This window comes from Nostoc sp. NMS9 (assembly GCF_017114995.1).
Taxonomy (GTDB): domain Bacteria; phylum Cyanobacteriota; class Cyanobacteriia; order Cyanobacteriales; family Nostocaceae; genus Nostoc.
Window position 1 is genome coordinate 20,572 of the sequence record NZ_JABXKL010000007.1, and the last position, 23,951, is coordinate 44,522.

16 protein-coding genes and 2 pseudogenes are annotated in these 23,951 nt (G+C 42.3%); 3 read left to right on the forward strand and 15 right to left on the reverse strand.

Annotated elements, in window-relative coordinates; translation table 11 throughout:
• Positions 1-263: 263 nt before the first annotated feature.
• The 15 genes and pseudogenes from HWQ40_RS03450 to HWQ40_RS03520 form a co-directional block, all read right to left on the reverse strand.
• Positions 264-899 carry a hypothetical protein gene (locus HWQ40_RS03450; protein WP_292774975.1) on the reverse strand — a complete coding sequence of 212 codons (636 nt, stop codon included), beginning with the start codon at positions 897-899 and terminating at the stop codon, positions 264-266.
• A 227-nt stretch (positions 900-1,126) separates the two neighbouring features.
• Positions 1,127-5,884 (reverse strand): response regulator, encoded by a 4,758-nt coding sequence (locus HWQ40_RS03455; protein WP_292774976.1) that lies wholly within the window; start codon positions 5,882-5,884, stop codon positions 1,127-1,129.
• 203 nt (positions 5,885-6,087) lie between these two features.
• A complete protein-coding gene (locus tag HWQ40_RS03460; RefSeq protein WP_292774977.1) occupies positions 6,088-7,401 on the reverse strand; it encodes a hypothetical protein in 1,314 nt (437 codons plus the stop codon).
• Between the two features lie 282 nt (positions 7,402-7,683).
• Positions 7,684-7,896, reverse strand: a complete 213-nt coding sequence (locus HWQ40_RS03465; protein ID WP_292774978.1) for a CopG family transcriptional regulator — start codon at positions 7,894-7,896, stop codon at positions 7,684-7,686.
• Positions 7,897-7,952: 56 nt separating this feature from the next.
• The gene (locus HWQ40_RS03470; RefSeq protein WP_292774979.1) at positions 7,953-8,627 is read right to left on the reverse strand and encodes a response regulator transcription factor; all 675 of its coding nucleotides are present in this window, start codon (positions 8,625-8,627) and stop codon (positions 7,953-7,955) included.
• Positions 8,624-8,767, reverse strand: a pseudogene (locus tag HWQ40_RS03475) (ATP-binding protein); the annotation flags it as partial. The pseudogene HWQ40_RS03475 and the gene HWQ40_RS03470, both read right to left, overlap by 4 nt.
• 216 nt (positions 8,768-8,983) lie before the next feature.
• Positions 8,984-10,417, reverse strand: coding sequence for a HAMP domain-containing sensor histidine kinase (locus tag HWQ40_RS03480; RefSeq protein ID WP_292774981.1), 1,434 nt, complete (start codon positions 10,415-10,417; stop codon positions 8,984-8,986).
• 357 nt (positions 10,418-10,774) lie between these two features.
• Positions 10,775-11,026, reverse strand: a pseudogene (locus HWQ40_RS03485) (hypothetical protein); the annotation flags it as partial.
• Between the two features lie 290 nt (positions 11,027-11,316).
• Complete coding sequence (locus HWQ40_RS03490; protein ID WP_292774982.1) at positions 11,317-11,772, reverse strand: VOC family protein; 456 nt, start codon at positions 11,770-11,772, stop codon at positions 11,317-11,319.
• 34 nt (positions 11,773-11,806) lie between these two features.
• Complete coding sequence (locus HWQ40_RS03495) at positions 11,807-12,808, reverse strand: glutathione S-transferase family protein (protein ID WP_292774983.1); 1,002 nt, start codon at positions 12,806-12,808, stop codon at positions 11,807-11,809.
• Positions 12,809-12,964: 156 nt separating this feature from the next.
• On the reverse strand, positions 12,965-14,971 hold the full coding sequence (locus tag HWQ40_RS03500; RefSeq protein WP_292774984.1) for an amylo-alpha-1,6-glucosidase: 2,007 nt from the start codon (positions 14,969-14,971) through the stop codon (positions 12,965-12,967).
• 184 nt (positions 14,972-15,155) lie between these two features.
• The gene (locus HWQ40_RS03505; RefSeq protein ID WP_292774985.1) at positions 15,156-15,797 is read right to left on the reverse strand and encodes a GNAT family N-acetyltransferase; all 642 of its coding nucleotides are present in this window, start codon (positions 15,795-15,797) and stop codon (positions 15,156-15,158) included.
• 63 nt (positions 15,798-15,860) lie between these two features.
• Positions 15,861-16,673, reverse strand: coding sequence for a PD-(D/E)XK nuclease family protein (locus HWQ40_RS03510; protein ID WP_292774986.1), 813 nt, complete (start codon positions 16,671-16,673; stop codon positions 15,861-15,863).
• 90 nt (positions 16,674-16,763) lie between these two features.
• Positions 16,764-16,985 carry a hypothetical protein gene (locus tag HWQ40_RS03515; protein WP_292774987.1) on the reverse strand — a complete coding sequence of 74 codons (222 nt, stop codon included), beginning with the start codon at positions 16,983-16,985 and terminating at the stop codon, positions 16,764-16,766.
• An 82-nt stretch (positions 16,986-17,067) separates the two neighbouring features.
• The gene (locus tag HWQ40_RS03520; RefSeq protein ID WP_292774988.1) at positions 17,068-17,307 is read right to left on the reverse strand and encodes a hypothetical protein; all 240 of its coding nucleotides are present in this window, start codon (positions 17,305-17,307) and stop codon (positions 17,068-17,070) included.
• Positions 17,308-18,063: 756 nt separating this feature from the next.
• Between HWQ40_RS03520 and HWQ40_RS03525 the strand changes: the two genes are divergently transcribed.
• From HWQ40_RS03525 to HWQ40_RS03535, 3 genes are all read left to right on the forward strand, one after another.
• Complete coding sequence (locus HWQ40_RS03525; RefSeq protein ID WP_292774989.1) at positions 18,064-18,609, forward strand: helix-turn-helix transcriptional regulator; 546 nt, start codon at positions 18,064-18,066, stop codon at positions 18,607-18,609.
• Positions 18,610-18,641: 32 nt separating this feature from the next.
• Positions 18,642-22,115 carry an efflux RND transporter permease subunit gene (locus HWQ40_RS03530; protein ID WP_292774990.1) on the forward strand — a complete coding sequence of 1,158 codons (3,474 nt, stop codon included), beginning with the start codon at positions 18,642-18,644 and terminating at the stop codon, positions 22,113-22,115.
• A 256-nt stretch (positions 22,116-22,371) separates the two neighbouring features.
• Entirely contained in the window at positions 22,372-23,724 is a 1,353-nt protein-coding gene (locus tag HWQ40_RS03535; RefSeq protein ID WP_292774991.1) for an efflux RND transporter periplasmic adaptor subunit, read from the forward strand.
• Positions 23,725-23,951: the final 227 nt, after the last annotated feature.

The following is a 23,951-nucleotide window of genomic DNA, read 5'->3' on the forward strand; positions in this document are numbered from 1 at the left end:
TACCAATTTAATGTGAAGTTGCACATATCTCGATCCCCCTAAATCCCCCTTAAAAAGGGGGACTTTGATAGATGTTTTTCCGGTTCCCCCCCTTAATAAGGGGGCTAGGGGGGATCGAATTCTATGCAGCTTCATAAAAAATTGGTATTAGCAGTAGCGGGGCGTTTCGCCCGTGCTAAGTTAGGGGTTATTAGTTTGGAGTTTGGAGTCATTATCTCCTTCATCTCTCTTTACTTTATTATGAATGTAATTCTGCTGTACTGTTAGAGTGAGTTAACACTTACTTTTGATAACTTTGTAGTTTCTAGAAGCGGTACAGCAGTATATTCGTCGCTGCGTTCATTGGCTGCTTCTCGCAATTTAGGAATAAATTCAGTTTCTTTCAGACGCATTCCCAAGGCAAACAAAGTTTCAGCCATATCGTCTTTAGAAACTTTCGTGTCTGTCAACTGCGAGAAGCGTCGATCTATTTCTTCTAAAATCAGATCCCGTAATGCCGTAACATCATCTTGTAATTGGACTTTAGTTTGAAATATTTCATCTCGAATCGAAGTAGTTTGGCTATCTAAGGTTTCATCAAGCGACTGAACGCTGCTAGAGAATTTTTTATTAAGTCTATCAACCTGTTGCCGTAAGTCAAGAGTTTCTTCTTGAGTTGCTAGGTTAAGTGACTTCAGCTTTTTATCCAGCGACTCAAACCCCGCTTTTAGTTCAGCCGAAAAGTTGGACTTGAGTTGCTCGACATGCAATCGCGTCTGTTGTTGCAGGAGAGATATATCTGACTCCAGCTTGCTAAATCGATTTTCGTACTCTCTTAGCTGTGTTCCAAGAATAATATCGCGGATCTGATCGATATTGCCAAGTCTTTCTCGTACATCGTCTCTACTCATCTGACTCATTAATAAAACCTCACTTTTCGGGAATCAATTGGGAATAATAGGTGATGCATTTAACTGACATTTAGGCTAAAAATTCTTAGCTTATGATACAGCTAACTCACCGAATATACTTTGTTATTATTCCCAATCGTTCACAATTTCTATCTGTAAAATAGGAAATGAGTAGTGAGAAATGGAAAATAAGTGTTTTTCATAACTTACTCAGAAAAAACTGCTCCGTTAATTTATTAATAAATATTATTATTTTTTAAGTTTTTGGCGTTACTATCTTTACAGTTCAAAAATTCTTGGATGCGTTTAACAAAGTCTTCTAACTCTACGATTAAATTAGTTGTACCTCGACGCTCTTGGTTGTAAGCTAGTTGTTCTAGTTTTTCTGCTGCCAGATGCATGGTTGTAACTCCCATATTGGCACTAGCACCTTTAATTTGATGCCCTTGGAGCGCTATTTGCTCAAAGTCATGATCTGCGATCGCTATTTTAATTAACTCTAGACGAGGTTGAATATCCTCAACAAATATTTGCAGTAGTTCCAATTCAAATTCTGGGTTATTTTCTGAAAGTTCATGCAAGCGTTCCCAATCAATTGGGAGGTTAACTGCACCGACATCTGTTGGACAAACTGTCTGCTCTGTGGCAGCTGTTTCTTTTGCCTCGAATATCAGATTTCCCCAACGCTCTAGCGCTCTCGCCAATTTTTCTTTTATTACTGGCTTGCTCAAATAGTCATCCATTCCGGCATCTAGACACATTTGTTGGTCTTCTTTCATCGCATTAGCTGTCATTGCAATTACCACAGGACGATAACCACTGGCAAAGTAGCTTTCTTGCCAACGATGAATTTCTTTTGTGGTTTCTAAACCGTCGAGAACTGGCATTTGGCAATCCATCAGAATTAAATCGTAGGGAATTTTTTCTAATAGCTGCAAAACTTCTTTCCCATTACCAGCAACATCAGCACTATAACCCAGGCTTTGGAGTTGCTTCAAAGCAACTTTCTGATTCACCAAATTATCTTCAGCTAAGAGAATTCTAAGTTTGGGGGAGTCAGGAGAATAATAGTTGCGGTTGTTTTCAGAATTTTTCAGTTTTAAATCCTGACTTCTGTTAGCGTTCGCGCAGCGTCTCGTAGAGAAGGGGGGCGTAGCCCATTCTAACTCCTGAATTCTGACTTCTGACTCCTCTTCTGGCTGCGTTCCTAAAATAGTCATGATGGTATCAAGGAGTCGGGACGGCTTAACAGGTTTGACTAAATAAGCCGCAAATCCTATTTTTAGCGATCGCTGGATTTCATCGCGTTGATTAGTAGAGGTAAGCATAATTAAAGGTAGCCCAGCGATCGCTGAATTTGCTTTAATTTGTTCTCCTAAAGTCATGCCATCTATTTCTGGCATCTGCATATCAATCACAGCTATGTCATAAAAATTTTTTTGCTTGGCGGCTTCGTGAATAGCTTTGAGAGCAGTAGTAGCCGAAGCAGCTTGATCCACCAGCATCCCCCAACGGGTAGCTTGATGGTAGATGATTTTGCGATTAGTAGCATTATCATCCACCACTAACAAGCGCCGATTCAGCAAAAGTTCGCGTTCGCCTTCTAAGGAAATAGGGTCAAGTTGCTTGGCGAGAGTTACTTCAAACCAAAACTTAGATCCTTTCCCTAAGCGACTTTCTACGCCCATTTCTCCTCCCATCAAGCTTACCAGTTGCTTGCAGATGGCTAATCCCAAACCTGTGCCGCCATATTTACGGGTGGTGGAAGCATCTACTTGAGTAAATGGCTTAAAGAGTTTGGATTGATCTTCAGGGGTAATGCCAAGACCACTATCTATGATGGCAAAATAGATGGTGGCTGTAGTCAGGGAAAGCGTACGCAATTCTGCTCGTAATACTACCTCTCCATTGCTGGTGAACTTGATCGCATTGCTAATCAGGTTCATAAGAATTTGTCGCAAGCGGCCAGCATCGCCTTGGAGCTGGGTGGGGACGTTGCTATAGATTAATCCTGCAATTTCTAATCCCTTATGATGGGCTGAGGGAGCCAATAATTCCAACACCTCTTCTACACAGGTAGATAAGTCAAAATCTAGAGTTTCTAGTGCCATTTCCCCAGCCTCAAGTTTGGACAGATCCAAAATTTCGTTAATCAGGCTTAAGAGAGCATCACCACTAATGCGAATTGTTTCCATAAAATCCCGCTGCTCGGAGTTTAGGGGAGTTTCTAACATTAAGCTTGTCATTCCCAAGACAGCATTCATGGGAGTCCGAATTTCATGGCTCATGTTGGCCAAAAAGGCACTTTTGGTTTGAGAAGCTAATTCAGCTTGGTGACGAGCAATTTCGAGTTCTCGTCGCTGTTGAGTTTCTGCATCTAACATTTGGGCTTGGGCTAAAGCAATACCTACTTGGTCAGCTATTTGCCGTAAAAGGTGAGTTTCAAAGCTAGACCATTGGCGAGAACTGCCACACTGATGGACAATTAGTAAACCGCAGAGTTCTTCTTTGACAAGAATGGGTATGACTAAATTACACTGGACTCCAAATTGTTGCAGTAATTCAAGATGGTTTTTTTGGACTTCAGCTATATCTAAGTCAGCAAGCCCCAGATTCGGTTTTTGACGGTACTGCTGTAGATAGTACTGCTGGATGTATTCGGCTTGAAAGTAAGTATCGACTAGCTCTTTCTCTTTAATTGTCAGCCAGCCAGAAATTACTGCCTCAACCACGGTGGCTCCAGAGCCATCAGCCTTTGGCTGATAAATCAAAACTCGGTCGCTATGGAGAATTTTTTGCACCTCGGTTACAGTGATTTGGAGAATTTCTTTGATTTGCAAAGACTGACGAATTTTGAGGGTGATTTCAGTAAATAGTTGCGATCGCAAGTTTTGGCGTTGGAGTTGTTCTTCTGCCTGCTTGCGCTCAATAAACTGCCCTACTTGCTCACCAATAGAATTCATGACTTTTGCCAAATCTGGGTCAGCTTGTTGGATTTCATGGCTAAAGCAGGTAATAACACCGATGATTTTTTTACCACTACGGATCGGAAAACCGAAAGCTCCGTGCAGTTCTGCTTCGGCAGCCATTTCAGAGCGGATAAAACTCCGATCTTTAACGACATCAGCGATCCAAACAGGTTCAAGACTAGCCCAGACACGACCAGGCAGCCCAATTCCTGATGCAAACGTGGTCTGCCGACTGAGGATGTCAAATTCTTGCATCTCGAAGGAGATTTTATACCATGAATTTAGCAAAGACAGTAGATTTGCTTGCCGATCTAGCATCCAAAATTCACTTAAATCCCATCCCAAACTTTCGCAGATTCCTTGCAAGATTTGGGGCATGCCTTCATTGATTGTGGTTGACTCTGCCAAGACACGGGTTGTAACATACTCTGCTTTCAGATGCTGTTCAGTTCGTTGGCGTAAGCGAAGTTCCTCAAAGACATCGCTGATGTCAATACCTGTAGCAACAATGTATTCAACGTGACCCTCATAATCTTGCAAGGTAGTGTTAGTCCAAGAAATCAGCCGCCGCCTGCCATCCTTAGTTACCCAATAGTTTTCGTATTCTTTGGGCGCTTCACCAGATCGCAACTGCTCAAAAACGGCTTTAATCGGCCCGATTTCTTCAGGAAGTAGAAACAGGTTCCAGAAAAGCCTTCCTTTCACCTCATCAAATGAGTAACCAGTAATTTGTTCACAAGCTTGATTGAAGCGAACGATTTGCCCTTTCGGGTCAAGAACTATTACCAAAGCGCTGGTTGTATCAAGGACTGCTGAGATAAAGTTGCGTTCTTGATTCAGTGTTTCCTCTGTTAATTTCCGCTCTTTTCCCTCACGATAAATAAAGTAGTAGACTATAGCCAGAATCAAAAAACTTAGGCTTATAGCGATCGCCAGTGTCAAAACCGTGTAGTTAGCACTGGTCTTTGCAGCTTGTGACTGCTGTTGAAGCAACCCTCTATCCTCATTCTCTATCTCATGGACGATCTTGCGAATATCATCCATGAGATGTTTTCCTTGATTTGTCTGGATTACCTGCAACGCCGCCTCGAATCCCTGATTTTGACGCAGGTATATAGTCTGCTTGAGTATGGCAAGTTTTGCAGCTATCAGAGGTTCAAGGGTTACGAACTGTTTTTGTTGGTTAGGTTGATCTGCGATTAAATCCTTCAGTTCTACAATTTTGCGATCGATGTTTCCAACTACTGCTTCATAGGGTTCTAGATAACTTTCTTGTCCAGTGAGGATGTAACCGCGTTGTCCAGTTTCAGCATCTTTCATCTCAGACAGTAATTCTTCTAGTTTATTGATTTTCTCTTGGGTTTTTTGTACTTGCTTATTCGTATCAATCAATATACGTGTGTTTTGATAGGAAATCACGCCAATCAAAATTAAAATTGCTGATGCTAATCCAAACCCTCCGGCTATTCTTTGAAAAAATTGTTTGCGTGTCTTCTGCGCCTGTTTGCGTGTATCACTCGCTAATACTAAACTTGCTAAAGTGCGGCGCATTTCTAGTTGTTTAATTACCTGGCGACCGAGAATTCGTAATGCTTCAAGTTGTTCTGGAGAGAGGTTTCTTGCTACATGGTCAATTACACAAAGTGTTCCTAGTGCATATCCTTCAGGGTTCGTCAGCGGTACACCAGCATAAAACCGAACATTTGGGTCAGAGGTAACAAACGGGTTTGTCGCAAACCTTTCATCTTCTGTGGCATCAGGCACAACAAAAACTTCAGGTTGCAGAATAGCATGGGCGCAGAATGCCAAATCGCGGGGTGTTTCTAGGGCATCCAAACCAACTTTTGACTTGAACCACTGACGATTAGTATCAATTAAGCTGATTAAGGCAATGGGAGTTCCACAAATATATGAGGCTAAACGGGTAAGATCGTCAAAAGCTGCTTCCGAAGGAGTATCGAGAATCTTATACTCCAAAAGAGATTCGATTCGCTGTATTTCGTTATCAGGTAATGGTGCTTTCATTCTTCAGCCTTATACCATTTTGGATTTTAAAAAACAGAATTCAGAATTCAGAATTCAGAATCCAGGAGTTAGGAGTTAGGAGTCAAAATTAATAACACTTTGATAGTCAAAGTTTATAATTTTAAGAAAATCAAAAAATCAAAAATATATAGCGCGCTTGATTCTATATTCATTCTGAATTCTGACTCCTGAATTCTTTTTTGTTAAAATTTGACTCGCAACTGTCCTGTCAAGGAATTACCACTGTAGGTACTTCCCCCGGTTTCTTGATTTCGGACATTACTAAAGCTATAGCCCAAGTCTGCTTCTATATTGGGCGACAGTTTTACCGTACAGCGCGTTTGATAGGTATTGGCGTTGTCAAATTCTCCTTTAAGTCGCTGTCGTCCTAAATTGGCAGCGAGGCGACAGCGTAAGAAATTAGTAATATCTCCCTCCCAAGCTACCTCACCGTTGTAAACTAGGAAATCTGGTGGAGAAAAATAACCGCTTGTGCGTTCTAAATCGCGATCATAACTCCAAGTGAATAAGTTAGCTGCCAAAGAAAATTGTCCGAACTTGCGCTCTAACCTACTAAAAGACTGCACATCGGAATTACCATCGTTGTAACTACCCAAACGCAATGAGGAAAACAAGCTGGTGTCACGGTCAATCTGCCAGTACAAATCAGGGCCAAATCGCCAAGCAGTAATTTGATTGTCTAAAGTTCGAGCATTGGATTTATAAGGCCCTTGTTCTAAATTACCTGATAGTACTACTACCGATAGCAATCGACCTGATGACGAAACTCGCGGCGGCGAAATGGGAGCCTCCACCTTAGCATTGAGATTGAGAGCTGTGGGTAACCGATTGAACACATCGACTCCAGCTGCTGTTTGTAGAGTCACTTGTCCAATTTTTCCTTGCCATCCAACTTGCAAGGGAAAATTGGTTACTGATTCAACACCCCGTTGCTCAAACAAGTTAAAACCTGTCTTGAAAAATACTTTATTGCCATTTCTCAATCGAAACTGAACTGTTGGCTCAAGGAAAAAATTAGTTTGGCCAAAGTTGTCTGTCTCATAGTGATAGTCCGTATCAATACTTTCCAAAACTGCATCCGGTGTTTTTGCTTTGGTGGAAGTTGTTGGTGGACTAGAATTCTGCTGTGGTGGTTCGGGTAGCGGTGGTGAGCTAGAATTCTGCTGCGGTGGTTCGGGTAGCGATGGCGGTAATCGCAAATCAGGATTGAAGTTTTCGGGTGCCGCCAGCAAAATAGGTGTTGGCTCTAACCGATAGGGGAGTGGTTTTGAGTATTGCTCTGCTGACTCAGGATTAACTGTGGTGACTTGCTCAGTCAATTTTAAAGGTGATTTCCAGGTCTGATGTGCTTGGGCTGCTTGTAATTTAGCTGCTGATAATATCCAAATACCTACGCTACAGATTAATCCCAATTGAATCTGTAGGCATCCCAAAAGAAACACAGTGTACAAACTATATCGAGAAACAAAGAGATAAGGTCTAAAACTATTTGCCATCGGTTGATACTACATTTATAAATGAAAAACTGGCTGCCAAATAGTTTTCTGGCTGCTAGGTGATGTATTCGGACTGGGATTATGATGCCCATAATCGATGCTTGTTAAGACATAGAAAAGGCAAAAGGCGTAAAGGTGTTAATTTGGCGGGATATAGAAGTTCCCAGATGCATGAAGTACATATTAAAACCTCACCCCTAACCCCTTTTTTTATCAAGAGGTTGAGGGTGAGGCTAAGTTGTACCTCATTCTGATTAGGAAACGCTATATTCGAGTCGATAGTTAGTGTGATTTTGACCAACTGCCAACAGTCATTGTTGAGTCTGCTGTTCCCATCTCAGAGTTTTCAGCATTGTCAACCTCAAGACTTCGGAGCAATTCTCGAATTACATCTGTTGCTGGTCTTCCTGTGAGAGTACAGTATTGTTCAAGTTTCTTCATTTCCTCGGTTGTGAGATTTACTGTCAGTCGTTTAACAGCCCATTTTTTCTTCATAATTTTCTTGGATCTTCAATATGTTGCTTTTTCTCGAAATCACCACGTCATTACGATTACTCCCGTAGTGCATAGCCTACACCACGGACTGTATGAATCAAACGTCTTTCATTATTTTCTTCTAACTTGAGTCGCAAATAACGAATATAAACCTCAATAATATTAGAATCACCCATGAAATCGTAACCCCAAACTTTCTCTAAAATTTGATCTCTAGTAAATACTTGACGGGGATGTGAAAGGAGATATTCTAATAAGTCAAATTCTTTTGCTGTTAACTGAATGCTTCGTTTTTCCCGAAATACTTCACGAGTCCGTCTATTTAAGCTTAAATCTTCAAATTGCAACAAATCCTCGTCTGTTTCTTGCGTGCGCCGGAGATGAGCGCGAATTCTAGCTAATAGTTCTTCAATGCTGAAGGGCTTAACTACATAATCATCGGCTCCTGCATCTAATCCAGCGACGCGATCGCTCACTTCATCTTTTGCTGTCAACAAAATCACTGGTACTGTACTACCTGTTGTTCGCAAACGCCGACAAATTTCTAAACCCGTCAACCCTGGAAGCATCCAATCCAGAATCGCTAAATCTGGTGAGGAGTCTCGCGCCATAGTCAAGCCTGCGATGCCATCATGGGCGACACTTACCCGGTATCCTTCGCTATTAAGTTCTAATTCGACAAATCGCGCCAGTTTGACTTCATCTTCCACTAAAAGGATATGTGCTGTCATGTTTTTGCTCCTAAAGCAGGTAATGTGAGAATAAAAGTGCTACCATAACCTGGCTTTGAAAGGATGGCAATTTTGCCTTCCATACCTTCGGTTAGGTGTTTCACAATCGATAAACCCAAACCTACTTTGCCAGTTAAACGAGGGCTGCTTTTATTCTCACAGGAAACGGGGGGACTTCCAAATAGATTACCCGATGCTTAAATTTCTGGCATTGCTGATTAGATGTATGAATATTGGTGTAGAAATGTTGCATTGCAAAGTATCTACAAAGGTTTTTAAATCACGCAAAATCATTTTCATCCTGGAATTCAGCAACACCAAATTTCTCTGTTATCTTTACTATGTCTGCAATCAAATCAGATAGAGCTACTATATGTAGGTAAACTGATTGTAAACATACTCCCTTCTCCTAACTTTGATTCCACACTGACACTACCCCCCATACCTTCTACAAGTGTCTTAACAATCGATAAACCCAAACCACAACCCCCAGTAGTATGAGAGCGAGATTCATCTACACGATAAAATCTCTCAAATATCCGCGCTTGCTGTTGCAAAGGAATGCCATAACCTTTGTCACAAACTTGAATACTAGCCCGATCTGGAAGCCGATATAACTTAAAAATTATGGGTGTGTCAGCATCAGAATATTTAATGGCATTATCAATTAAATTTAATAACACTTGTTTAAAGCGGCTATAATCTGCTTTGATCTCAATTGGATAAATTTCTGACTCGATTGTAATTGGGCGATCGCTATATTTTTTTGCCATCATGACAACTTCTTCAACCAAGTCATTCAGCACATAAGATTTCATTTGAAAGTATAAATAACCGCTATCTGCACGTGCTAAATCAAGTAAATCTTGAAGCAGACGAATAGTGCGTTCAGCTTCTGATGCCGCAGTTTCTAAAGCTTCTTGTTGAGTTTGGGTTAAGTTATTCTGCCTTCGTAAGACGCTTTGCAAATAACCATGTACAATCGTTAAAGGTGTGCGTAATTCGTGAGAAACATTGCTTACAAATTCTCGTTCTTGCTCCCATGATTGGGAAAGGCGCGATAACAGCATGGTTAAAGTTTGAGCTAATTCTTTAACTTCACTGGGTGCATTATCAAGATATAGCTGCGCTTGTCCTAAATCTTCAGCAGAAATTACAGAAGCCATTTGATTTAGCTGGCGTAGAGGTTGCAGAGAACGCTTTATATAAAATGCGATCGCAGCAGTTAAAACAAGAATTGCTAAAACACTAGTAATACCTAAACTCTGCACCATTACTACAAACATTCTCTGTTCGCGGGTAATATCCTTGACTACAAATAACTCACCCAGTAACTTACCCTGCACTTGCACAGTACTACCACATAGAACAAAGTAGCTTTGGTTCACTTTGTAAACTTGTGGTTTAATCGGCATCTTAGTCAAGGTCATTAATTCAGCTACCGTAGTATCAGATAATAAATCCAAAGTGGTAGATTTTGCTATAATTTTATTATCAGGACTTTTTAGCCATAATAATATGTTGGTATTTGCCAAATTATTAATAGCTTTTTGCAACCCAGTTTCAGGTTGCATCATTTCACTATAAATTTGCACATCTTGCGGCAAGCGCTTGGCAATTTGTTCTATATTATATTTATGACTATCAACTAAAATTTGCTGCATTTTCCAACTAGTCCATGTAGCGAAGCTACCTAATACTAAAGCTGAAAATGTTGCAATACCAACAGTGAGGCGTGACTGTAAGGAAAATGGATCTATATTTATCCTAACTTTTATGATTTGCTTCACTGTTCCGGTTGCGTTTTAAGTGTTTAATAAAGCTTGAAAAATAAAATCAGATTGCTAAATGTAAAGTTACTGTTAACCGCTACATCTTTAGTTATAGCTGATTTGAACTTACCTCTGTTGCATACCTACAGTAAAAAGTGCAGCCATTCCCAAAAGATTACTAAATATTTTTATTTCATCGCCCTCTCAAATCCGCGAATTATTGTCTAATAATAATCTAAAGGCATTTACTAGTAATTAAATTAATTTCTGCTGAGAATTACCTTAAAATTTTTAATCCTCGAAATTGATTCCGAGGCGGGGTGGTAACAACAAGCCTTTTCCATTATGGCGAGAGAGAATCAGATTTGGATGTTGTTATGTTAAAGCGATCGCGTTTTTATCCTTCTCTATTTCTGGTTCTTGATGCTGTGCTTCATATTCACAAAATTGCTGGATTAATTTGGCAACTAAACCTGTCCAGCCAGTTTGATAACTAGCGCCAATTCCGGCTCCGTTATCACCATGAAAATACTCATAGGATGAAATCAAATTTTGCCAGTATGGATCGTTTTGAAACTTTTGCATTCCACCATAAACAGAGCGTTTACCAGAATTATTTGTCAGAAAATGCACCAACTGTTAACAAATAATCAGCAGATGCTTTTGTGCCCACTTTATTTAGATTGACTGCCTCTTTTTTACCTTGAACGATATAGTCATTAATACCATCTTTGACATAGACATTCGATTTCAGTCATAGGGACACTCTTTATATTGGGCAAAACAATTGGCTGCGATCAAAATATGATAAATCATGATTATTTTCTCTGAATGCGATCGCAAGTTGAAAATAAGCAGACGAGAGCGACACTATTAATTAACCACAAAAAGCGAAGGGGGCTAACGGTAACTTCAACCTATTGGTTGATAGTCTCTAGATATGGTCGCGGTTGGTGAAAACCCTGAAGTGAAGCATCGACGATGAGGCAAACTTCGATATGCATACCATCAGGATCGGAAAATGACAAGTTAAGTACTGGGCCAAGGTCGGCAATCGCGCCATCACTCACACCTCGATCTATGAGTTTGCGGCGGATAATCTGAAATGCTGATTCTGTTGGGGTATTCAAAGCTAAGTGGTCGATGTGTCCTCGTCTAAACATATCCGGCAATCCAGAACTATGGACATTATTAGGCATCTCTGCTGCGTGAAGCACGCTCTGCGATCCAGCCAGCAGAAGTGCGTGACGAAAAGCTGGGGTCGTCTCTTGAAAGATTACTGGCATCTCGAATACATCAGTATAGAAGTCGATAAAGCGGTCGATATCTGCTGTCACCACTGCAACATGGTGGATACCTGATACAAGGCTCATGGTGTTACTCCAGTTAGATTGTGCAATTTCCTTTCTATGAATAGGGGGCGATAACTTCTCTACGAGACGCCTTAGTGAAGCGCTGGCGATCGTGCTGTTGGTCAAAATCAATAATCGGCCCCTTCGCCACAATTCGATTTGGATTAATATCAGTCATACTCATGTAATAGCCGCGCTTGGTATAGTCTAGATTACAACTCGCTTTGAACTCAGGACGCTGATATAGGTCTAGTAGATAATTCCAGAGATTTGGATAGTCGATAATTCGCCGTAAATTGCACTTAAAGTGACCGTAATACACTGAGTCGAAGCGATACAGAGTTGTAAACATACAAATATCGGCTTCGGTGAGTTGATTGCCACATAAATATCGCTGCTCGTTCAGAATGGTTTCCCATCGATCTAAACTCTCGAAAAGTTCTGTTACCGCATCTTCATAAGCTGCTTGCGAAGTAGCAAAACCAGCGCGATATACACCAGCATTGATTGGCAGATAGATTGCATCGATCGTTTTATCAATCTTATGCTGTAGATCGCGTGGGCATAAGTCTATTTTTTGTGTTGCCAATTCCCCAAACTCTACATCAAACATCCGCATGATTTCGCGAGATTCGTTATTGATGATTGTTTGAGTTTGCTTATCCCACAACACCGGAACAGTAACTCGTCCTGTGTATTTGGGATCGGCTTTCAGATAAATCTCTTGCAAATATTCAGTATGATTCACCCAGTCAGGAATAGCTCCCGGTGCTTCAGTAAACATCCATCCCTTGTCGCTCATAATCGGATCGACGATAGAGACTGAGATTACATCATTCAAACCTTTGATTTCTCGGATAATTAAGGTGCGATGCGCCCACGGACACGCCAAGGAAACATAGAGGTGATAGCGTCCTGCTTCTGCCTTAAACCCACTAGAACCATCGGCAGTTATGCGATCGCGAAACGTTGTTGGCGTCTCATTGAACTTACCACTGGGATCTGATTTATTCCCATCGGTTGTCCACTTGCCTTCGATCATCATTCCTGACGGCATAATTTTCTCCTAACACTAGGGCGTGTCTATCAACTTTTGAGGATTACTTCAGCATTACGTCTTTCCTTTTCTGAAGGATGTTAATTTCTTAAAAATTCTTGACAAAATCGACTTTGCAGACAGACCACAGGTCGGATAAGCAGGAAATTCTCCATATCAACTCGTTGTCGCTAACCAAGCACGCAAAACCTCGGCCACTGTCCACGCTTGGGCAATACATCCCCGTGGAGTCATCGGGGCATCACCATCAAAAATTTCGCTGAGACTACCAACACCGTGCGCGTTGAGGTGATTAGCCATTGGTTCCAAAAATTGACGAGCCTGCTCAGGATTTTTGTAGACGCGCAGGTGTGCTAAGACAAACGGCCCCAACAACCAACCCCAAACTGTCCCCTGGTGGTAAGCCCCATCACGTTGATACTGATTGCCACCGTATTTACCCTGGTATTGGGAATGATCGGGGGCTAGCGATCGCAACCCATGAGAAGTCAGCAGCATTCGCCCACAAGCTTCCACCACACCCCTTTGCTGGGTAGATGTGAGCGGACTTTCTGGTAATGACACAGTAAATATTTGGTTAGGACGCAATAACGCATCATCACCATCAGGACTGTCTAAAACGTCATAGCAATAACCTGTCTCGTTATTCCAGAAGCGAGAAAATCTATACTTTGCCCGGTCTGCCATTGCTTCATACTCTTGGTGTGGTTTACCAAGCTGACGGGCAAACTTTGCCATTGTCCGTAAAGCATTATACCAGAGGGCGTTAACTTCAATCGGTTTGCCAATTCGGGGCGTAACTACCCAATCGTCAACTTTGGCATCCATCCAGGTCAGTTGTACACCAGCAACGCCTGCATAAAGTAAGCCATCGGCGGCATCGAGATGGATGTTGTAGCGTGTACCGCGACAATGCCAATTAATGATGTCTGCAAGTATGGGAAAGAGTTCACCAAGCAAAGTATCATCGTCTGTAGCGCTGTAGTAGGCGCGGACTGCTTCAAAGTACCAGAGAGTGGCATCGACTGTATTATATTCTGGTTGCTCACCCGCATCGGGAAAGCGATTAGGTAACATTCCCTGGTCTACATATCTGGCAAAGGTGCGAAGAATCGAGCGTGCTAGCTCTGGGCGACCAGTGGAAATTGTCAAACCAGGTAGACTAATCATGGTGTCGCGTCCCCAGTCGCTAAACCAGTGATAACCAGCGATGATGGTTTTGCCGTGGGGGTCTTCTGGCAATGAGCGATCAACAATAAACTGGTCAGCAGCTAGTACTAGATGGTTGATCCAGCTAGGTGATTCTTTAGTCTTGAGGGGTCGATTAGTTTTCCAAAATCCAGTTAACTTCTGCTCTTGAGCGCGACGTAACTTTAGTGCAGCTTCACCGTTGAGATTTGGTTGTTTTTCCGTGCTAGCTACAAAGGCGATCGCTTCGCCAAGATTCAGTGTAACTTCAAAAGTGGCGGCGTGGAGGTGGTCTTCTTTATCTTTCAATCCCCGATAGCGTTCAACTGCCAAGTCAAAGCCATGATACCAATTGTGGACAACAAATGTACTACCCCTATCGCTCAGTACATATAGTGGTACAGCACCCGGATAAGCAGTTACACAAATCCCCTGTTCCACCTCCTCAACAGACATCTGCCAACCATTGTTTTGAGTGTCGCTGTGATAATCGCGGTAGTTGACTATTGCTTTGAGCGTCAACTTTAGCGGTTGAGTGGCACGACGCAAAGTATATTGGACATAAGTTGTGTTCGCGCCTTGTTGCATCCACACCCGTTTTTCTAATAAGGCATCGGCAACAGCAAAACGCCATAGAGGAATTGTACCTTCCAGAGAAAAACGTTCAATATGCTGATAACCGTCGGGACTGACAATCCCATCTGCCCAACGATTGGTGTCTAGAGAAAAAGAGCGAGCCTCCTGCAAAGGAACTGCGCGATCGCCATACAATACAGTTTCATCTAGTTTTGTCAGCATTAAAGTACGACCCAAAGGTGGTTTCAATGCTGCTACCAATAGTCCGTGATAGCGCCGGGTCAATAAACCAGCCACAGTCCCAGAGGCGTAACCACCAATACCGTTAGTCACTAACCACTCCCGCGATTCTGCAATGTCAAGATTGCCGCAGATTTCCCGCCCAAATTCTATACACATAAGTCACGTTGCTTTGCTCTAAATTCAAATTAACAATCGTTATCATGCTTTTTTCTCTACGTTTTCTATGCGTCTACGGTTTAAAATTAATTTATTGAACCACAGAAGCCCGGAGAACACGGAAAAAAGAAGAATTATTGTCCAAAAATTTTACCCACCTTGAAAGGGCTACTCCTAACTTTTGTTAGATTGGAGATTGATCCTCAGTTATTTGAGATTCATTCACTAGAGGATTGAGGACGACTTCATTAGCTACACTATCAGGTTTACGAGCACGAATTGCTGGACGCGATCGCCTATAACCTGCTCTTTCAGCTTTTTGGTGTTCGTAATCAATCAATCTGCCATAATATTCATGCTTGCTTAAATTCATCGACAAAAAAATATGCTGGCGGATATTACCAAAACCTTTGCGGTTAAAAAACTTTAATGCTGAAGTATTGGTGGGGTCAGTATCTACCAGCATAAACCGCGCCCCATCTTCAATCATCCGAGCGACGACTTTATCAACCAACTTGTCTGCAACTCCCCGACGCTGATATTTCGGACTAACTCCCAGCCATAAAATATATCCATAAGTCCAGGATGCTTTGGTGATGATGGTTCCCAAAATGAATCCTGCTAATTCCCCATCTGTTTCAGCCACAAGACAGTATTCTGGATCGGTGTTGTAAAGTCCAATTACCTCCCATTCATCCCAGGTACGGTATAAATAAGGATATAAATCGCTGGTAAATAACCCTTCTCCCAAGTGGTAAACGGGAGCAATGTCATCAATTCCTAATTCGCGTACATAAATTGCTTCTGTTTCATCAAAAGTTGACATAATTTTACATAAATTTAAAAGTTATAACTTCTTTATACCTCGATTGGATTTGACAGACATCCTCTAATGTATAGGGTTGAGTGAGACTTCTTGAATGCTGTCAAAATTTGGCAATGAGTCTTTCACTGCTTCTTCAGTAGATTGGATGCGATCGCACCGTTTGGCAAACTGACAATAATCACAGGTTTTGCTACCCTCCACCACTTGGGGAAACTGCTGGTTATTTTGGTAATTTTCCAGCCAATTAGTTAACTGACTTAACAGTTGATTAAGTTTCTTTGCTGTTTGTGTATGTTGAACAGTACTGTAATTAAATTTAATATTTTGCGGTTTGCCTTCAGATTGAACAAACCAATAAGTCATGGAAATCTTTTCTGGCAAATAGTCGCTAGTTTCTGCCAATACATATAGATAAAGCCGTGTTTGCCAGTTGGATTCTAACTTGCGTTTATTGGGTGGTTTAGGATAAGTTTTCCAGTCGAGAATTTGCGCTTGTTGGTTATCTGCAATCAATAAATCATAGACAACTGTCAGCAAATAGTTTTGAACTTGCAAAGTGCGGTAGTGTTCGCTTTCACGGAAAGTTTGATTATCAGATGCAGTCATTAAGATTTCTGGCGCTGCATCAGCAAAACCCAGCATCCAGCTTTGCAGTTGAGCATCTGCTTCCAGGAAACTATCAATTGGCAAACCCATTTCTCGCTGTTGCATTAGCAAGTGAAAACGACTACCCAAAGTTAGCCGTTCTTCTTGTTCTGGATTTGAGGGGGAATTGAGTTTTTCGAGATAGGTATGTTGAAATTTACGCGGACAAGCTTCTAGTAAGTTAAGTTGTCCTTGAGACAGTCGCAATAGTTGAGTGGGAGTTGACAGCATTCTTCTATTTTAGAAGTAAATTATAATCTGCAACTCACCTTTGGCAGACTATCTGTAAAAAACAGGTATTTTTTACTGCCTTTACATCTGCTATTTCAACTCGTCTCGATCTACCTCATCCTGGCGATCGGAATGTTTACTTTTTCCTTGGAACTTGATTGAGCCAAAGCTGTAGGCTATAGCTATTTTAACTATGTCAAAATATGCTGGGTGATTAGCTTTGTTAACGATCGCCAAAGAAATTGACCCTGCCACTAAGATGATTAAAAGTGGCGAAAGTGTTTCTACCCCAGAGCCGTTGTTGTTAGGCATGATATGATCTCCAAGTGAAAAGATTACGAAGCCTTTAGCTGAGTGAAGGTCAGCTAAAGGCTATTTATGCTCAGTATGAGTCTTAACCCCAAGACTCGAACATCATGGCGATCGCAAATAGACAGACTAGGAAAATCGCTATCTTCGCAATCCATGACGGTAGACTTGCGGATAAAAGCATCCCAACTATCGCATTTGCCCCAAAAGTGTGAGACACAACAAAGGCTATTCCCAGCCCCAGCAGCGCTAGCAGAAAATATTTGAGTCCGATACAAAACCACCTGAAAAACAGATTATCGTTATCTTTGAGACTGGGTTTCATAGTTTTCTTCCTGTTTTGAAAGTTGAATCTAGGCAGCAGTTCGCGCTCCCCTGACCACACTAAGGAAACAGCGAATCTCCACAGTTTTGCTCCTACCAAGTCAAGTAGACAAAAGTCCTACTCCTGAGTGGAGTGGGAATACCAACAAAGGTGGTTTTGATATTTGCGGCTGATGAAAAATTAAGCTCTTTGATGAATTACCAGGGCAATCTCGATATCAAAAATTAGGCGCTCAACGCGCGTAATCGCATAGAAGGCGTACTACGCACATTGAACCCTCGAAATTCCTACAGGTAACTTGTATACAAATTGCCTGTTTCAGAATTTACAATTCCAGTCTTTGCCTTTATGTCTTACTCACTAAGTTCCTTTTAATTCACCCTTAACTTTACTAAGTTACCGTGGTTTATACTAACTATAGAGTAACTAAGTTTCTAGGTCAAGTAACTTAGTTACTTAATTATTAGGTCAAGGTAAACTATAGAGAAAATTATTTAAACCGCATAAGATACTACAAATCCGGCTGAAGTCTCCAAATGAATCCTCACTTTTGGCACTAAAGGACTTTCAAATAAGAAAATACTCAACTACCTATTGTGAGGTGGGCGTCTCACTTGCCCGTAACTAGCTCACAGGTAACTTATGCGGCTTGGCCTTTACGGCATGACAGAGAATTCTGACAATTGAACCTTAAGTACTTGGCTAAAAAGGCTCAATTTGATATTGTTAATCAACATATCAGATTGATATATCAAAATGCTGAAGTTGGCAGTATTAGGTTTATTACAGCGAGAGCCATTAAATGGTTATCGGCTCAAGCAGCAACTAGAGATGTTTATGAGTTGCAGTATTTGTGTCAACTATGGCGCGATTTATCCTCTTTTGAAGCGCATGGAAGAACAAGGTGAAGTGATCCTATGTGCAGAACAAGTAGAAGAAGGTGGACAGTGTGGAAAGGTATATGAGATTACACCTCTCGGTAAAACCACTTGGTATCAAGAGATGCTGGCATTTCCTCATGAAAGCTGGGTGAATATGCGATCGCGATTTTTAATCAAATTTTTTTTCTTTAGTCATTTATTACCCGAAGAACGAATGCAGTTAATTGAACATCGATTAATGTCATGTCAGTTACGCCTTGCAGAGAAAAAAGCAGTTGAAATTACTGATGATTTATATCAAGCGAAAGTGCAAAGGCGGGCATTTGAAGTCATCAAATCGGAGATTGAGTGGCTAGTTGAGCAACTCCAAATAGAACAACTTCAATTAGCTCAAACGCCAACCTCAGTAAAACAGCTTTAACACCAAAAACTTTTGAAGTATCCTAACTAACTATGTGGATCGTCAAAATTGCTTTACGTCTTCCGTATACATTCGCGATCGCCGCTTTGATGATTGCGATCCTGGGTGCAGTCACGATATTTGGTACACCAGTTGACATTTTTCCCGCAATTAACATTCCGGTTGTCAGCGTAGTTTGGACTTACACTGGTACCACATCAGAGGAAATGGCACAGCGAATCGTCACCATTAGCGAACGCGCTATGACAACAACCGTTGGTGACATCGAACACATTGAGTCTCAATCTTTGAGTGGTGTGAGTGTCGTCAAGGTTTTCTTCCAACCCAACGCCAATATCGCCTCAGCAGTCGCTCAAATTACCTCTGTTAGCCAAACAATTCTCCGCCCTTTACCACCGGGGATCACACCGCCATTCATCATTCAATACAACGCTTCTTCGGTGCCGATTATCCAGATGAGTGTCAGTAGCAAAACCTTACCGGAAGAAGCACTTTTCGACTATGCTACCAACTTCGTCCGCACCCAATTGGCAACAGTGCAAGGAGCGAGTGTACCTCTGCCCTATGGTGGTAAACCTCGGCAAATTATGGTTGATATCGATCCCCAAGCGATGTTGGCTAATGGCATTTCTGCCCAAGACGTGACTAATGCTGTCAGTGCCCAAAACTTGGTTTTGCCCGCAGGCGATATGAAAATAGGCGCTCGCGACTTCGCCGTACAAATCAACAATAGTCCAGATGTGGTGGCAGCACTCAACAACTTACCGATTAAGCAAGTTAATGGTACTGTCATTTCCATTCATGATGTCGCGCAGGTAAGAGATGGCTTTGGTGTGCAATCAAACATTGTACGTCAGAATGGCAGACGATCGAGCTTACTTAGTATCCTGAAGAGTGGCAATGCTTCAACGATTGATGTGATCGAGCGGGTTAAAAAAACTTTGCCTCGCATCCAATCCACCTTGCCCCCAGAACTGAATTTAGCGTTTTTGTTTGATCAATCTATATTTGTGAAAGCTTCGATTCAAGGCGTTCTCAAAGAAGGATTGATTGCAGCCTGTCTCACCGCACTAATGATTTTGATTTTCCTGGGAAGTTGGCGCAGTACGGTAATTGTAGCCGTATCGATTCCTCTGTCGATGCTAGTTTCAATTATTGTGATGAGTCGTTTGGGACAAACTTTCAACATCATGACTTTAGGTGGTTTATCCTTAGCTGTTGGTATTCTTGTAGATGATGCCACCGTAGAAATTGAAAATATCCACCGAAATCTCGGACAAGGTAAACCCATCAAGCGAGCAATCTTAGATGGGGCGCAGCAAATTGCCACTCCAGCACTTGTAGCAACATTATGTATTTGTATTGTCTTTGTGCCGGTCGTATTTCTCAGTGGAGTGGCAAAGTACCTATTTGTCCCCCTAGCAATGGCAGTAGTATTTGGGATGCTTGCTTCCTATGTGCTATCTCGGACTGTAGTACCGACAATGGCAAGCTATCTTTTACCACATGAAGTAGACTGGCATAGAGAAAGCGAGGATCATAATGGTCATAGCGACAACCATCATCTAGATTCGCCAGTTCAAAACAATAATGGTCGCGACAACCATCATCTAAATTCGCCAGTCCAAAACAATAATGGTCGCGACAATCACCACAGCCATTCTTCACTAGTCGAAATCCATGATAATCGCGACAACCATCATCTAGATTCGCCAGTCCAAAACAATAATGGTCACGACAACCACCACCAAAAGTCAGAAGGAACAACGACAACTGCCAAATCTGTGAAGAAAGATTGGATATGGCGGCTACACGAAAAGTTTAACCGACAATTTGAGAAGCTTCGCAGTTGGTACTACAATGTCCTGACCTCAGCATTAAATCACCGCCGCATAGTTTTTGTGCTATTTGGGGCTTTTATCGTCAGTGCAGGAGTTTTGTTGCCGTTCGTCGGTCAAGACTTTTTCCCTGAAGTCGATGGTGGTCAGTTTAGCCTCCATGTTCGAGCCTTACCAGGTACTCGTTTGGAAGAGACAGAAAAAATTGTCAGCCAAGTTGAAGGCGTTATCCGCCAGACTGTACCGAAGGAGAATCTCTCTCTGATTCTGGATAACATCGGCTTACCCACCAGTGGCATTAACCTTACTTATGGCTACAACGGTGCCACAATTGGACAGGCTGATGCTGATATTCTTGTGTCCCTAAAAGAATCTGGTACAACTTTTTCTTACATCAAGGAACTCCGCCAGAAATTGAAAGCGACATTTCCCAACTACACCTTCTTTTTTCAGCCGGCTGATATTGTGACTCAAATTCTCAATTTCGGTTTGCCTGCTGCTGTTGACGTGCAAATATCTGGTCCTCTGAAAAACTCAAAGGGCAACTTTGAAATTGCCCAACAAATCGCCGCCCGGATGACGCGCATTCCTGGGGCTGTAGATGTACATCTTCACCAAGTTGTCGATGCTCCCAAATTACGTCTTGATGTAGATCGCACCGAGGCTCAACAACTGGGTATGACCCAGCGTGATGTTGCCAATAGCGTCCTCACTTCCTTAAGTTCAAGTGGTCAAGCTGCAATCAACCAATGGCTCGATCCCAAAAAAGGCGTGAGTTACACCCTTGCTGTACAAGTTCCCCAGTACAAACTTGACTCTATTGACAGCCTAAAAAATACACCAGTCGGCAACGGTCAAACTGCACCCCAACTTTTAGGTAATTTGGCTAGTGTCAAACGCGACACAGTGATGCAAGTTGTGAATCATTACAACATTCAGCCAGTTTTCGATATCTACGCTAACTCCTCTGGCCGTGACCTTGGGGGAGTTGCCAATGATGTAAATCGAATCATCGCTGAATATCAGAAAAAATTGCCTAAGGGAAGTCAGATTAATGTCCGTGGGCAAGTGCAAACGATGAATTCTTCCTTTTTGGGACTTGGTTTAGGACTTGTGTTTGCAATTGTACTGGTTTACTGCTTAATGGTGGTGAACTTCCAATCTTGGCTCGATCCCCTGATTATTATGATGGCACTGCCAAGTGCTTTAGCTGGTATTGTCTGGATGCTGTTTGTCACCCGCACCACTTTCAGCGTTCCTTCGTTAATGGGTGCAATTATGAGTATCGGTGTAGCGACATCAAACAGTATTCTAATGATCACTTTTGCTAATGACCAGCGTCAGGAAGGGCAAAATGCCTATAAAGCAGCGCAAGCGGCAGGTCACACGCGGTTGCGTCCTGTGTTGATGACTGCCTTAGCCATGCTCATCGGCATGGTGCCAATGTCTCTTGGTCTTGGTGAAGGTGGTGAGCAGAATGCACCTTTGGGTCGCGCTGTAATTGGCGGCTTGTCAGCTGCAACAGTCGCGACTCTCATTTTTGTACCTGTCGTATACAGCATTATGCGGCGTCAACAACCTCGTCCTATCGATCAGGATGATGACGATTTAAATTTCTCAGATTCGCAGACAGAATACTCGTTGTCATCATCTCAAGGCAAGTCATGAGCAATTCAAACTCTGCCATTCGGGCAGGTTACAAAGAACAAAATTGTTAAACAGAGGCAGAGGAGAAAAGTTGTAGCGCACTGTGAACCTCCTCTACTTCAAAGGAAGATGTCGCCCATAATATGCGAGGCTTGTACCGAACAGAGCTTTTTGTCCTCTGCCCCTCTGCCCTTCTGCTTTCTTATCAAAACCAATGATGGTAATGACTCTAGCTGCTAAATTTTTGCTTTCTTAGATAATACAGGACAGTTTACCTATGGATTCTCAGCATCGTCCATCTCCTGATTCTGAACAACAAACGACTTCTAAAAAACACAGGCGCGGCATCGGTGCAATTGGTTGGGCTGTAATTGGTGCTGTTTTTTTTGGTAGCTTACTGGCCATAGGCATTCTACCCCGATTAAGCCAAAAGTCAGAATTACAAGCAGCAGTCAAGGAAGCAAGCACCCTACCCTCTGTCAACGTGATCACTCCTCATCGCGCTACTGGTGCTACCAAATTGGAACTACCTGGCAGTGTTGTAGCCCTGAATCAAACGACCATCTACGCTCGCAGTACTGGGTATTTACGGCGGTGGTACGCAGATATTGGCGATCGCGTCCAAGCCGGTCAGTTGTTGGCAGAAATTGATTCACCAGACACCGACCAGCAAGTTCTGCAAGCGAAGGCAGAGGTAGTGCAAGCACAAGCCAATGTATCTCAAACTCGTGCTAATTTAGCTAAAAGTATTTCTGATTTGAAGCAAGCCCGCGCTAATCTATTGATCGCACGTCAGAGCTGGCAGCGCTGGCAAGTTCTTGTCAAGCAAGGTGCAGTACCTCAACAAGATGCAGATACAAAATATGCTACATATCAAGCTAATCTTGCCAGCGTTGAGGCAGCACAAAACACTATTAATTCTGATTCTGCCAACATCAAAGCAGCACAAGCTAATGCCTACGCAAGTCAAGCAAACTTCCAACGTAATACTGTTTTGCAGTCTTATAAAAAAGTCACAGCTCCTTTTGCAGGAGTGATTACTGCACGTAATGTCAATACAGGTGTTTTAATTTCAGCAGGTAATGGCAACACCAGTACCAGTACCAGCAACACCAACACTAGCAATAGCAGCCTTTATACTATTGCTGCTTATGACAATCTAAAGGTAAATGTGAGTGTTCCACAGAGTTTATCACAGTCACTTCAAACTGGACAAACAGCACAAATTACAGTCAGAGAGTTACCCCAACGAGTGTTTACGGGTAAAGTAGTGCGTACTAGCAATGCTATAGACCCAACTACTCGCACTTTACTGACACAATTAGAAGTACACAATTCGGACGCGACGCTGCGACCTGGGATGTATGCCAATGTCAGATTTGCCATTAATCGCACCAATCCTCCCTTTGTTGTGCCAGATAGTGCCTTGGTCGTTAACGCCGGAGGTACGCAGGTAGCAACTGTAACCAAAGACCACACAGTCCATTATCAAAAAGTTGCCGTTGGGCGAGATTATGGTACTGAAGTAGAAATTACATCAGGTCTGACAGGAAATGAATCGCTCATTGCCACTCCTACGGTTGATGAGACAGAGGGTTTGCGCGTGCAGCCAGTTGCACAAAGAAAGTAGACTCAATATATCTAAGTGAGGTACACTAAAACTCATCCGCGCGATCGCCCACCCCGTCAGAGAAAAAACGACAAAGCCCAAGAAAGCATTTCCAGAGCAGCAAATGTTTACCCCGAAATATTGAGAAGATGCTGTATTAGCAGTAATGTTATCTCACTATGTGAGATAACATTGGTTTGTAATGTATCTTTGTGTGAGTATGAGTGTCATTCCCGAAAACGTTCTTT